Genomic DNA, 13,265 nt, shown 5'->3' on the forward strand with positions numbered 1-13,265 from the left:
TGTGCCAAAAAGGATATTGTCCCGCTGTGACACTCGTACTGTATGAGACACCGGATCGTGAGCGGGATCTGCGCTTTACTCCTCCTCTTGATAGTCGCGTCTGTCTCCGTAGGTGTCGCTACCGCAGCGGACGCCGGGCAGTATGCTGAATACACAGCGGCGGGCAACGAAACAGCGCCGGCGATACAGTCGGCCGAGCCCACACAGGCTGCTGCGGACGGGCCGAACGGAACCGCGTTCGTCTGGGAACGGATAGACGGCGAGCGGGTCAGCGGGTATCGGATCGCAGTGACTGTCAGTTCGCCGCAGGAAAACCTCTCAGTCTGTGCGCGTGCGAACGGGTCGGCGACATGTACGTCGGTCGGCCCGAACGGAACCGCAGCCCTCACAACCCCCGGAACGGCGGGGCTCGATGATCTCTCTATCTCGCTCTCCAACACGAGCTCTAACACCACGCTAGATCGGCAGTCGGTGTCTCTACAGCCGATTCAGCGTGCCGGTGATATTGACGACGACGGGCTCAACAACAGCAACGAGGTCTCTCAGGGGACAAATTTCACTGATGCTGACACTGACGGAGACGGGCTGACGGACGGTGCGGAAGTCCACCAGCACGGGACGGACCCAGCGGCCGAAGACACTGACGAAGACGGTGTCGCCGACAGGACTGAGCTTCAACAGGGTACCGACCCGCGACAGAGCGACACGGACGGCGACGGGTTGTCGGACGAGCGCGAACTGTCACTTGGGACGAATCCGACCGTCGCCGATACTGACGGCGATGGGCTGTCCGACCAGCGAGAGGCGTCCGGCAAGACCGACCCGACCGACGCAGACACGGACGACGACGGTGTTCTCGACGGTCGGGAGCTGGAAATTGGCACGAACCCAGTACAGGCTGACACTGACGCCGATGAGGTCGCCGACGGGCGAGAGCTGGCCATAGGCACGGACCCGACAGTCGCAGACACTGACGGAGATGGGGTAACAGACGGGACAGAACTCGAAACGGGCACCGCACCTACCGAGAGCGATACGGACGATGACGGCCTCGACGACGGAAAGGAACTGGCGGCTGGCACGTCCCCGACCACCGCTGATACCGACGGCGATGGTCTCAGCGACGGGCGCGAGGTTTCGGACCTCGGAACGGACCCGCTCGCGGCCGATTCGGACGGTGACTTCCTGACCGATCGCCAGGAAGTCGCCTGGGGAACGAATCCGAACAGCATGCTGACGCCAGTCTGGGTGACGAGTTCGCTTCTTGGGTTCCTCATTGGGATCGGGGTGGCAATCGCGGCGATCAGGCGTGGCTGGGTCACGGAGCTTTCCGTGGCGGCCAGACTGTACATCTATCGCCGCCTCGAACTGGACCGAGAGATTATCGAGGTCAACCGTGAAATCGAGGCGACGGACAGGGTGGCCGAAGCTGACCGTGCAGACATCGACGCGGACACCGCGGCTGAAGCCTTCGAGCAAGCCGACTGGGAACTCACCCCTGACGCGCGGCTCGTGAAACTGATGCTGCAAGTCGAGAACGGCCGTATGCACCAGACCGACATCGTCGAGGCGACGGACTGGTCGAAAGCGAAGGTCAGCCGCCTCCTTTCGCGGATGGTCGACGACGACGAGGTCGTCAAGATCCGTCTCGGCAGGGAGAACCTCATCTGTCTGGAGCGGGCGAAACCCGCAGCCGCGAACTCGCCACACGCAGGCGATATCAAGCCACCGACGCCCGGCGGATAAACTGGCTCACGGCTCGGATAGCCGGGTCGATAGTGGCATCACTGTTCACTACCGGCGTTTTTCGGGTGTGTCTCCGCCAAGTGAAACTATTCGCCACTGTCACGACAGTCGCAACTGAAGCCACACCGATAGCCGACAGACACATAGAAACGATAACTTTCGCCCTCTGACCCTTCTATGGCCGACAAACGGCAGAATTAGCCCGAGAAACAACGCCTACCGCAACTGCACATATGTGTATTTGTAGACATTATTTACCGTCGTAGTGATGAAACAATTTAGTATGCTGTGTGAAACAGCCGTGGAACAGAGTTCTTGACCCGAAACCCCCAGCAAATAGGTGTAGGCACTTCAGAACGTTATTTTATCGCACGTTGGCCCCGGGTAAGTCGGCCATTATCGACCCGTTAAATCGGTGAAACAGTCGCAATCGGCGGAACAGTCGACCCGGTATATGTCGGTTGCTGGAAAAGGAACGAGCGAACATGTCCATAGCTGAAATGACTTCCGACCCCACGACAACTGAGGCCGAGGAGTCCGCGACAGAGGAGTCGTCGTCTTCGGAGTCCACATCGAGCGACGAACTCACCCGCGACGACCTCTTCCACGTCCTCCAGTGTCGTCGCCGCCGCTTAGTCCTCAAGTACCTCCACGAACACCCCGGCGACGAGCCGGCCGATATGAGCGATATCGCAGAACACATCGCGGCGCTGGAACACGACACGACAGTCGACTCGCTCCGCTCGAAACAGCGCCAGCGCGTCTACATCGCGCTGTACCAGTCCCACCTCCCGAAGATGGACGACGCGGGCGTCATCAACTACAATCAGGACCGCGGACTCGTCGAAGCGACCGCACTCGCGGACTCCTTCGACGGGTATCTCGACGAGGAACCATCGCTCCTGTCGACGCCGGACGCGGAGTCGACGCCGTCGACTGAGTCCGTCATCGATCACGACCGGACAGGTGCTCACACCTCGGCCGATGAGCGGTGGTCAGGTCGGTATCTCGGGACCGCGTGTGCCACACTGATTACGGTCGGCGGACTCGCACTTAGCGGGGTCACAGTGCCGGGCATCGCCGTCGCGCTCGTCGTGAGCGTGGTGTTTGTAGCACTGGCGGTGAGCCATCGGCTCTCACTGTCGGCACCACAGTCACTTGCTGACCGTCTGCGGGCCGCTCTCGATACGGAGAAATAAGCTACGTACTGGAGAGATGCGTGACACAGTGGCACACCCGGAGGCGGATAACGCTTGCTGCCGACAGTCAGATCTAGTGCAGTCCATCTTCTCGTACTCGCGTCCACAGCCACGTCTACAAATAGTCACTAAGCTGCCAGCGTGACGGTGAGTGGCAGTCACGCCGACTAGCGACGGGAGAGTAGTCACCTGCTACTAAGCGAACGGTCCGCCAAGTGTCCGCCACGCGTTGGCCAGAATCTTGGACAAGATCTGTGTAGCTATCGCGTCGCAGTCGCCGAGGTCGGTTCGACGAACAGACCGACGCGAGCGACCGACAGAAGTACGTGTCTACCGGCCAGGTAGCGGGCGTAAAGAAGCATATAATCAAACGGTGGGGCGACAGATGAAGTGTGTATGACCGACTACGCCAGTATGCGAAAGGCTATCGAAGAGACGAAAGAGTCGTTCGATGCGGTCGAACGGTTCCAGCGTCGGTCAGCCCTCTGTCCCTGGTTAGACGTGCCGCTCCGAGATGAGCCGTAAGTGGCTCGAAGGCTGCATCTTCACCGATAGATCAGCACTCGTTCATCGCCGGGTTCGATAGCCCGGCCGCCCCGATGGAGTTGGCCTGCCAGCCGGATGAAAATACACTTCACCTATCGGTGGAAAGCTGATGCACATGTATCAGGCGGAGGCACAGCCGTGTATATCGTAATCGTCGGTGCGGGCGAGGTCGGTTCGAACATCGCCGAGAGCCTCGCCGAAAGCCACGAAGTCGCCGTTGTGGATATCGACCCTGACCGTGTGGAGGCCCTGATGTACGAGGCTGACGTGCTCGGCGTCGAAGGAGATGGCGCGGAACTCGACACGCTCGCAGAGGCCGGTATCGAGAAAGCCGACGTACTCATCGCCAGTACCGACGACGACGAGACGAACATCGTCACCTGCGGGACGGCGGTAACGGCCGCCGACCCGTTCACGATTTCCCGCGTCAAGAGCGCGAAGTTCCTCCGGACTTGGGAGAAGTCCGGTGGCGCCTTCGGCGTGGACCACATGGTTGCGACGAACCTGCTCACCGCGGAGAACATCGCTCGCGTCATCGGGCTCCCCGGCGCGCGTGACGTGGAAACGTTTGTCGACGGGCAGGTCCAGATGGGGGAGTTCGAGGTTCGTGAGTCTAGTCCAATCACGAACCTGACCGTCGCGGAGGCTGACCGCTACGAATCCCTGACCTTCGCTGCCGTATTGCGTGACGACGAAGTCATCATCCCGCGTGGGGAGACAGTCATCAAAGCAGGCGACGATCTCGTCGTCATCGGCAGCTGCGAGAGCGTTCGCCAGTTCGCGACCGAGATCGCACCGGAGTCGGAGGCGACCCAGAACGTCCTCATCGTCGGGGGAGTGATGTCGGCTATCACACCGCACGACTGCTCCAGGATCGCGGCATCAAGCCACGGCTCATCGAGCAAGACCACGACAGAGCGCGCGAACTCGCGGAGGACCTGCAGGGAACCACCGTGCTTGAGAGTGATGCAACGGATAGCGAGTTCCTCGAGCGCGAACACGTCTCAGACGCCGACGCCGTGGTTGCGACGCTCGACAGCGACGAAAAGAACCTCCTGGTGACGCTGCTGGCCAAGCGGCTCGGCGCGGAGCGAACCGTCGCCGTCGTCAACTCCGGCGAGTACGTCGACCTGTTCGAGGCCGTCGGCGTCGACGTGGCCGTCAATCCCCGCGAGACGACCGCCGAAGAGATTACGCGGTTCACCCGGGAGTACGACGCGACGAAGGTTGCTATCATCGAATCCGACCGCGCCGAGGTGCTGGAAATCGAGGTAGCCGCCGACAGCGTCCTCGCCGGGCGGCCGATTCAGGAATCGGTGCAGGAACTGCCGACCGGCGTGGTCATCGGGGCCATCAGCCGCGGCGGCGAACTGGTCATCCCCCGTGGTGACACCGTCATCGAACCCGGCGATCACGTCGTGGTGTTCGTCGACGCCGACTGCTTGGAAGCGGTCAACGACAAACTGTAGCCGCGCCGAGGCGGTCGCTCCCAAGGGACTAAGCCTGTCTCCCGCCTCAGCCAGTGTATGGCTCCCGTTGCGGACCGTCTCGTGCTCTCGTTTGCCCCCAGCATCGCCGATGGGGACCCGTGGTCAGGCGTCGATACCGAGTGGATAGCCGACGAACTCCGCGGGGACACCTATCAACAGTACCTCCGACGCGCCCACGGCGGCCCAGTGGCTGTTGGCGATGAGTGGGACGAGTTCGTCAGCTGTGGCTGTGCAACGCCACAGGACGTGGTGTTGCGCGTCGAGCGCGTCGAGGGCGGGACAGCACTCGGCGACGCGACGACGCTGGACGTTCGTCCCCGTGACGACGCCGAGACGGTGCCACAGTAGCCGGTTCTCGCTGTCGAGCTCCCTGTCCCCGCATAGCACGCCGGCTGCAACCGTCGCGCCGGTCGGTATCGGGAGATATTGGGAGAAGGGAAAGGCTGATGCATACCACTAGCACATTCCGGACTATGCCACGCGATTCCTATCAGGAGGGACTGAACTCGCTCCGCGAGGATGTCCTCTATATGTCAGAGATCGTCCTCGAGCGGCTCCGGCTTGGCCTGGATGCGCTCGAACAGAAAGACGAGGAGATGGCCCGGGAGGTCATCGAGGGTGACCACGAGATCAATCAGCTGTATCTCGACCTCGAACAGGACTGTATCGACCTGCTGGCGCTGCAACAGCCGGTCGCGTCCGACCTCCGCTTTATCGCCGCGTCGTTCAAGATCATCACCGACCTCGAACGTATCGGTGACCTCGCCACGAACCTCGGCGAGTACTCCTTGGAGGCCGAACGCGACGTGTACCCCGAGGTCGACATTCAGGAGGTCGCCGACGTGACCATCGAGATGGTCGAGAACGCCATGGAAGCCTACGGCGACGAGAGCGCCGACCAGTGCTACGCTATCGCCGACATCGACGACGAGGTGGACGAACGCTGTGAGGCCGCCTCCGAGACGGTCGTACGCGACCTCATCGAGCGTGAGATCGACGCCGACTCCAGCGAGGCCGAAATCGAGCAGTTGATGGCCGACGTATCCCGCCTGCTGCTGACGATTCGGGACATCGAGCGGGTCGGGGACCACGCTGTCAACATCGCCGCGCGGACGCTGTACATGGTCGAGAACGACGACGACCTCATCTACTGAGAGTACCTTTTTACTGCAGGGGGTTTCCTCGCGCCTGCGGCGCTGCGGGAACCCCCTTTGCAAAAATCTACGCTAAAAACGACCTCCGAGTCGCGGCCAGGGCCGCGCTCGGAGCGAAACCGCGCTCGCTCCGCTCGCGCGGTATGCATTAATTACGACAGCCACAAAACCGCGACAGCCACACGCCTCCCCAGCCGACTGCGTTGCTCGGCTCGCTCCGCTCGCCTGTGCGACTCGTCCCTCGCGCTTACGACGCGGCCGTCGCCGCGACGGCGCGCGCCTGACAGCACTGCTTCTCGACGAAAAGCCTACTTCGGCGTCTCGGGCGTGTCGTCGCCCACGAGTCCCGCGTCGGTGATGCGGAACTGGGCCGTGTCGCCGGCCGGTTTGGCACGGTGTTTCTCCAGCGTGGCGCGACGGTTGCCGCCGCGGAACCGGTCCAGACGGACGATTGCGCCCGACCAGTGGTTCAGGGTGTGGCCGCCAAGCGCCGTCGAGCGGTCGCTGTCCGGGTCGGTGAACACCTGGTTCGTGTACAAGACGGCAATGTCGTGTTTGCGGGCCAGCGAGAGCAGGTGGGTGATCTGGCGGGCCACGTCCCGCAGCGTCTCGCCACCGTCCTCGTCGTCCCGGCGGAGCCGATAGAACCCGGTCGCGCTGTCCAGCACGATGAGTTCGACCTCGGCGGCGAACTCGGCGGCGTCCTGGACGGCCTCGGCCTGCTCGTCGTAGTCCAGCGCCTCGGTGATGATGAGCCGGCCAGCGAGGTCGTCCACGGTCTGGGCCGTCCCGCGTGCGCGGCCCTTGGCGACCTGCTCCATGCGGTCTGCGGAGAGCCCCTCGGTGTCGATGTACAGCGCCGCGTCGCCGGCAGCAGCGACTTCCATCACCGCCGAGAGGGCGAAGTTAGTCTTCCCGGCCGCTGGCGGGCCGTACACCTGCGTCACGGCCCCGCGCTCCAGCCCACCACCCAGGAGATCGTCGATTGCATCACACCCGGTCGGGACGTACTCGCTCACGGGCAAGGGTTGGGCAGGTTCCGATAAAAACGCTGGTACCTGGCAGCACTACTGTCAGTCGTCCGAAAGCCGCTCGGCCAGCGTCCATTCGACGAGCGACACATCGTCGATTTCGGCCGTCGCAAACCGCAGGTCCGACCCCCATTTGCGGGTGACGACGAGCGATTCGGCGTCGAGGTCGTAGGATTCCAGGTCTTCCCAGGCATAGAACCGCCTGGCGACCGGCAGTCTGATTTCCAGACCACGTTCGGTCGCAACGGCGGTTCGGGACCCGCCCGTCGAGAGGAGGACGAACCCAGCGGGGAACAGCACCTGGCCGGAGTACTGGAGCAGGGCGATATCGAACACCGCACCGACGGCGAAGCCAATGGTCGCGACGCCAGCGATGGCTCCGCCGACGTGCAACCGCCGGCGCTGTGCAGACTCGGGCCAGCTCGCTCGCCAGCGGGTCAGCTCGTTCGTGTCTGCGGTGACCGCAGCGGCGTACCGCGTCTGTGCCATGGTCGCGATAGCAACTCCGAGTAAAAAGGCCAGCAGGCCGAAGAAGAACGCCAGCACGCCACTGATTCCAGTCGTCTCCAGCGACGCAAAGCCGACGACAGCGTACCCAACCGCAATCACCGGCAGAAGCCAGCGTGCGCGAGTCGCGCCGAGTGTAACAGCCACTGTCGGTCGACTGGTGAGTATCCAGGCCGTCCCGGTGGTTACAAGCCCGAACGTCACGATCAGTGCCAGATACAGCGTCCAGGCTTCGGTGACGCCGACACGCTCGATGAGCGGTATGACTGGCGGTGCTAGAATTAAGCCCAGATAGGCACCACTGACACCACCGAACAGTGGGTCTGACGCCGCGTCTTCTCCATCAGTGCTGGCCGCTGGACCCATCACTGACACTCCAGTTAGCTGTTATAAAAATCCTGTCAAACGTAATAGGGATCGGGCAGATTCTTATCTGGATGTATTATCAAGTACCTCGTAATTATCTGCAACATATACGCGGACCACTGTACCCCCACATTTGTAAGTAATCGGCGGCCGAAATCCGGTCGTGATTGTCGTCGCCACCGAGGACTTCGAAGTGTACCACGGCGTCGTCAACGAACTCCGCGACCGCGGCGTAGCGTTCACGACTATCGAACCGGGCGACGAGTGGCCCGAGGGGGCCGACGTCGCGGTCATCGCGGCCGGGGAGTCGGTCGAGATCCCTGACGGCGTGGACGTCGTGCAAGCGGACCCGGATACGCCGCGTCGAGCCGTAGAAGCCGTTATTTCGACACTCCGCGGTGGCGACGGTCGCACCGTCATCGGCATCGACCCCGGCGAGCGACCGGGCGTCGCGATTCTCCACGGTGACATGGTCGTGGCAGCGTTTCAGGTGCCCGCGGCGGAGGTCGGCGAAATCGTCCGCGAGGAGGTCGAAGACGCTGTCAATCCGGTCGTTCGCATCGGCGACGGCGCACGGCTCGTCGGCGCGCGCATCATCGACGACATCCAATCCGTGCCGGTGGAACTGGTCGACGAAACGGGGACGACGCCGTATCTCGGCTCCGGGGCGCGCGGGATGGGCGACGTGTTGGCTGCGGTCAACATCGCCCGCCTTGACGGCGAAGAAATCGAGAGTCGGACTATCGAGCCCACGGCTGGAGAACTCCAGAAGATCAAGGACCGCTCCCGGGAGGAAAGCGACACGAACCGGGCGATCAGCGAGAGACTGGCTCGGCAGGTCGCGACTGGTGCGCTCACCGTCGAAGAGGCCCTGGCGGAACACGACAGCGATACTGCGACCGACGAAAGCACGGGCGACGCCGACGATCCGGACCACGAAGAACACGAAACGGCCGACGGGAGCGGTTAACTCGAAACCATCCGCTCGGCCCGTTGCATCACTTCACGGACGGGGAGTCCGGTCGCGTCCGCGACGGCTGCGGCGTCGTCGTACTCCGCGCTCACGTCGAACACCGTGCCGTCGCTGTCGCTGGCGATCTTGACCGTCACCTCGAACTCCTCGCCGTCGACGGAGAGCGCGACCGTCTCGTACTTGCGGTCGGCGACCCAGCGGTGACCGGCCCCGGACTCGCGGACGCCGAGCGTCCCGGTTTCCTCGGCAAGCCGACGCGCGACCCGTTCGGCGTCGTCCGGTCTGCAGATGACCTTCACGATGTGGCCGGGCCGGGACTTCTTCATCGTCGTCGGCACGATCGACACGTCGCGTGCGCCGACCTCTGAAAGCGAACGTTGGAGGTCGCCGAGTACCTCGGGCGGGGCGTCGTCGACGTTCGTTTCGAGTACCGTGATTTCGTCGCGGCGGAGCCGTCCCGTCCCGTCGCCGACCATCGCCCGCAGAACGTTGGGGCGGTCGTCGAGGTCCCATCCGCCAGCGCCGTACCCCGACGCGTCGATGTCGAGCGGCGGTAGCGACTCGGTTCCATCGGCGACGTGGGCGAGTATCGCCGCGCCGGTCGGCGTCAGCAGCTCCCTGTCGATGGGGCCGCCTTGCATCGACCAGTCGGCCCGCTCGGCGATTTCGACCACCGCGGGAGTCGGAACCGGGTAGGTGCCGTGGCTCATCTCCACGCTCCCGCCGCCCGTCGCCAGTGGCGTCGTTACGACCCGCTCGACGTCGAGGTCATCCAGCAGGAGACAGGCCCCGACGATGTCGGCGATGGCGTCGTCGGCCCCGACCTCGTGGAAGTGCGTCCCGTCGAGGTCCGTCCCGTGGACCGACGCCTCGGCCTCGCCAAGTATCTCGAAGATGGCCAGCGCGTCCGCCTTGACGGACTTCGAGAGGTCCATCTCCTCAACGAGTTCGACCACCTCGGCGTACGTTCGGCTCGGGCCGTGGCCCTCGGCGTGGGTGTGGTCGTGCTCATCGTGGGTATGAGAATATCCGTCGTCGTCCCCAGTGTGGCCGTGTCCCTCGTCGTGGGAGTGCGAGTGATCGTCGTGAGCGTGGTCGTGAGGTCCATCAGCGTCGCTAGCAGCGTCGGTCAGCAGTACCTCGACGCGCGTGGCGGCGATGCCGCATCGGTCCACCTCGGAGACGGCGTACTCGATAGCGAGTGCGTCCTCGACCGGCGCCAGGGCTTCGCGGTCGGCCCCGGCAGCCAGTAGCGCCCCCAGAAGCATATCGCCGGCTGCGCCCATCCGGCCGTCGAAAGCGAGTGTTCGCATACACGGGGCGTCGCGCCCCGCGAGTAAAAGCCCTCATACTACGATTCCACCCAGCGTGTCGAGTCGCTGAACCGCTCAGGCCTGACGGACGATGTGGATGTCGTAGGTCTCGCCGTCGGTGACTTCGTCGATAGGGACGACGATGTCCTCGGTGTCGTCGCTGCCGAGGAACACGACGCTGGCGTCGACGTCGCGGGCAGTCTGTCTGATCGTCGTCGACAGTTCGCTGGTGGAGTGGGCGCTCACGTCGTCGTAGCGGAGTTCGGAGTCGTCGGTCGCCTCCTCGATTTTGCGCCGGAGGTCGTCCGCAGCGGTCTCGGCGGCGAAGTCCTCGGTCGGGTCGACGCGGCGGCGGCGCTCGGCGTAGTCGGCGCCAGTCGGAATAAACGCGACAGCGACGACGTCCTCGTCAAGCGCTTCAGCGTAGGTGACGGCGCGGTTGAGTGCCGCATCTGCAAGCGGTGACCCATCGAAGGGAACGAGAAATACCATACCGGCGCTATCGCGTCCAGCCTTATGAAACGCGGCGATGGCGGCAGCCTGTGTCACGGCAACCCAGACCGGTGGCTATTACCCCCTACTGTGCGGTGTGCTATTAGGTATCATATAAACCCGTCGCCCTGCGTCTTGGCCGCCGGTAGCATAAAGCATATCTCCGGGGCTACCCGAGTTCATTGTAAGCAGGCTCTACTATGAACGAAGTTCAATTGGAAGTGGCGAAGGCGTACCCGAACGACTCGGGACGCGGTATCGCCAGACTCGACCCCGATACGTTGTTGCATCTCAAGCTCTCCCCCGGAGACATCATCGAGATAGAGGGGAGCGACACGACCGCGGCCAAGGTGTGGCGGGCCGACCGGCAGGACTGGAACACTGACACTGTTCGCATCGACGGCTTCACGCGCCAGAATGCTGACGTGGGTATTGGTGAGCGCGTCACAATCCGGAAGGCCGAGGCCGAGAAGGCCGACAAGCTCGTTCTCGCGCCGCCCGAGGAAGCGTCGGTCCAGTTCGGCTCCGACGCCGCTGGCATGGTTAAGCGGCAGATATTGAAACGGCCGGTCGTCGAGCGCGACATCGTCCCGGTGATGTCCTCGACGAACCACCCGTTCATGCGCTCGCCCGGACAGGCCATCCCGCTCATCGCCGTCGAGACCGAGCCCGAGGGCGTCTGTCTCATCACCGAAGACACCGAGGTGGAACTCCGCGAGGAACCGATCTCCGGCTTCGAGAAGACCGGCGGTGGCATCACCTACGAGGACATCGGCGGCCTGCAAAACGAGATCCAGCGGGTGCGAGAGATGGTCGAATTGCCGATGAAACACCCCCAGATCTTCAAGAAGCTCGGCATCGAGCCGCCACAGGGGGTCCTGTTGCATGGGCCGCCCGGAACCGGGAAGACGCTGCTTGCGAAGGCCGTCGCCAATGAAACCTCTGCCAGTTTCTTCTCTATCGCCGGCCCCGAGATAATCTCGAAGTACTACGGGGAAAGCGAACAGCAGTTACGCGAGATATTCGAGGACGCGAGCGAGGAATCGCCCTCGATCATCTTCATCGACGAGCTGGACTCCATCGCGCCCAAGCGTGAGGACGTGACCGGCGAGGTCGAGCGCCGGGTCGTCGCCCAGCTGCTGACGATGATGGACGGCCTCGAATCGCGGGGGCAGGTCATCGTCATCGCCGCGACGAACCGCGTCGACAGCGTGGACCCGGCGCTGCGTCGCCCGGGCCGCTTCGACCGCGAGATCGAGATCGGCGTCCCGGACGAAGTCGGTCGCGAGGAGATCCTCCAGATTCACACCCGCGGCATGCCGCTGTCCGACGACGTGAATCTGGCGAAGCTGGCGACGGACACGCACGGCTTCGTCGGAGCCGACATCGAGAGTCTCACGAAGGAGGCCGCGATGAAGGCGCTCCGGCGCTACCTTCCCGAGATCGATCTGGACGAGGAGGACATCCCGCCGAGCCTCATCGACCGGATGATCATCAAGCGGGACGACTTCAAGGGCGCACTCAACGAGGTGAGTCCGTCGGCGATGCGGGAGGTGCTGGTCGAGCTCCCGAAGATGTCCTGGGACAACGTTGGCGGCCTCAGCGGCCCCAAAGAGCAGGTCCAGGAGGCCGTCGAGTGGCCGATGAACTCCCCGGAGAAGTTCGAGCGCATGGGCGTGACGCCGCCCTCGGGGGTGTTGCTGTACGGCCCGCCCGGCACCGGAAAGACACTCATGGCGAAAGCCGTCGCCAACGAGACCGACGCGAACTTTATCTCAGTCCGTGGCCCGCAACTGCTCTCGAAGTGGGTCGGCGAGAGCGAGAAGGCCATCCGGCAGACGTTCCGGAAGGCCCGCCAGGTCGCCCCGACCATCATCTTCTTCGACGAACTCGACTCGCTGGCACCGGGTCGGGGCGGCGAGATGGGGTCGAACGTCTCCGAGCGCGTCGTCAATCAGCTCCTGACCGAACTCGACGGGCTCGAAGAGATGGAGGACGTGATGGTCATCGGCGCGACCAACCGGCCGGACATGATCGACCCGGCGCTCATCCGCTCGGGCCGGTTCGACCGCCTGGTGATGATCGGCGAGCCCGACGTCGAGGGCCGCGAGCAAATCCTGAAAATTCACACGGACGACACGCCGCTGTCGCCCGACGTGAGCCTGCGCGAACTGGCCGAAGTCAGCGACGGGTTCGTCGGGTCGGACCTCGAATCCATCGCCCGCGAAGCCGCCATCGAGGCGCTCCGCGAGGACGACGACGCGGAGGAAGTCGAGATGCGTCACTTCCGGCAGGCGATGGACAGCGTGCGGCCAACCATCACCGACGACATCCGGGAGTACTACGAGCAGATGGAAGAGGAGTTCAGAGGCGGTTCCAGTCCGCAGCGCCAGGCCGGGACCGGCGGCCGGATCGGCTTCCAGTAACTCCGGCGCTCACGGTTCCTGC

Annotated in this window: 11 protein-coding genes and 1 pseudogene; 8 read left to right on the forward strand and 4 right to left on the reverse strand. The window is 63.7% G+C overall.

The window, feature by feature from the left end:
* The first annotated feature begins 42 nt into the window (after nt 1-42).
* The 6 genes and pseudogenes from Har1131_RS07240 to phoU all read left to right on the forward strand — a co-directional run bounded on the left by Har1131_RS07240 (nt 43) and on the right by phoU (nt 6,135).
* Nucleotides 43-1,746, forward strand: coding sequence for a hypothetical protein (locus tag Har1131_RS07240; protein ID WP_151145683.1), 1,704 nt, complete (start codon nt 43-45; stop codon nt 1,744-1,746).
* A 485-nt stretch (nt 1,747-2,231) separates the two neighbouring features.
* Entirely contained in the window at nt 2,232-2,945 is a 714-nt protein-coding gene (locus tag Har1131_RS07245) for a hypothetical protein (RefSeq protein ID WP_151145686.1), read from the forward strand.
* A 396-nt stretch (nt 2,946-3,341) separates the two neighbouring features.
* Nucleotides 3,342-3,470, forward strand: coding sequence for a hypothetical protein (locus tag Har1131_RS22490; RefSeq protein WP_255355535.1), 129 nt, complete (start codon nt 3,342-3,344; stop codon nt 3,468-3,470).
* Between the two features lie 159 nt (nt 3,471-3,629).
* Nucleotides 3,630-4,960: pseudogene (gene trkA / locus Har1131_RS07250) on the forward strand (Trk system potassium transporter TrkA).
* Between the two features lie 57 nt (nt 4,961-5,017).
* Nucleotides 5,018-5,329, forward strand: coding sequence for a hypothetical protein (locus Har1131_RS07255; RefSeq protein ID WP_050007164.1), 312 nt, complete (start codon nt 5,018-5,020; stop codon nt 5,327-5,329).
* Nucleotides 5,330-5,454: 125 nt separating this feature from the next.
* Nucleotides 5,455-6,135 carry a phosphate signaling complex protein PhoU gene (gene phoU / locus Har1131_RS07260; RefSeq protein ID WP_050036799.1) on the forward strand — a complete coding sequence of 227 codons (681 nt, stop codon included), beginning with the start codon at nt 5,455-5,457 and terminating at the stop codon, nt 6,133-6,135.
* A gap of 308 nt (nt 6,136-6,443) precedes the next feature.
* Here phoU and radB read toward each other — a convergent pair whose 3' ends face one another.
* On the reverse strand, nt 6,444-7,154 hold the full coding sequence (radB, locus tag Har1131_RS07265; protein ID WP_008311538.1) for a DNA repair and recombination protein RadB: 711 nt from the start codon (nt 7,152-7,154) through the stop codon (nt 6,444-6,446).
* A 54-nt stretch (nt 7,155-7,208) separates the two neighbouring features.
* Nucleotides 7,209-8,039, reverse strand: coding sequence for a hypothetical protein (locus tag Har1131_RS07270; RefSeq protein WP_050036798.1), 831 nt, complete (start codon nt 8,037-8,039; stop codon nt 7,209-7,211).
* Nucleotides 8,040-8,202: 163 nt separating this feature from the next.
* Between Har1131_RS07270 and Har1131_RS07275 the strand changes: the two genes are divergently transcribed.
* Nucleotides 8,203-9,009: a hypothetical protein gene (locus Har1131_RS07275; protein ID WP_129755357.1), complete on the forward strand. Its 807-nt coding sequence runs from the start codon at nt 8,203-8,205 to the stop codon at nt 9,007-9,009.
* Here Har1131_RS07275 and larC read toward each other — a convergent pair.
* Nucleotides 9,006-10,325, reverse strand: coding sequence for a nickel pincer cofactor biosynthesis protein LarC (larC, locus tag Har1131_RS07280; protein WP_151145689.1), 1,320 nt, complete (start codon nt 10,323-10,325; stop codon nt 9,006-9,008). The genes Har1131_RS07275 and larC overlap by 4 nt on opposite strands.
* Before the next feature lie 75 nt (nt 10,326-10,400).
* Nucleotides 10,401-10,817, reverse strand: a complete 417-nt coding sequence (locus tag Har1131_RS07285; RefSeq protein WP_050036797.1) for a universal stress protein — start codon at nt 10,815-10,817, stop codon at nt 10,401-10,403.
* A gap of 200 nt (nt 10,818-11,017) precedes the next feature.
* Between Har1131_RS07285 and Har1131_RS07290 the strand changes: the two genes are divergently transcribed.
* Nucleotides 11,018-13,243, forward strand: a complete 2,226-nt coding sequence (locus Har1131_RS07290; RefSeq protein ID WP_008311543.1) for a CDC48 family AAA ATPase — start codon at nt 11,018-11,020, stop codon at nt 13,241-13,243.
* Nucleotides 13,244-13,265 lie beyond the last annotated feature (22 nt).

The sequence above is a fragment of the Haloarcula sp. CBA1131 genome (assembly GCF_008728975.1).
GTDB lineage: Archaea > Halobacteriota > Halobacteria > Halobacteriales > Haloarculaceae > Haloarcula > Haloarcula hispanica.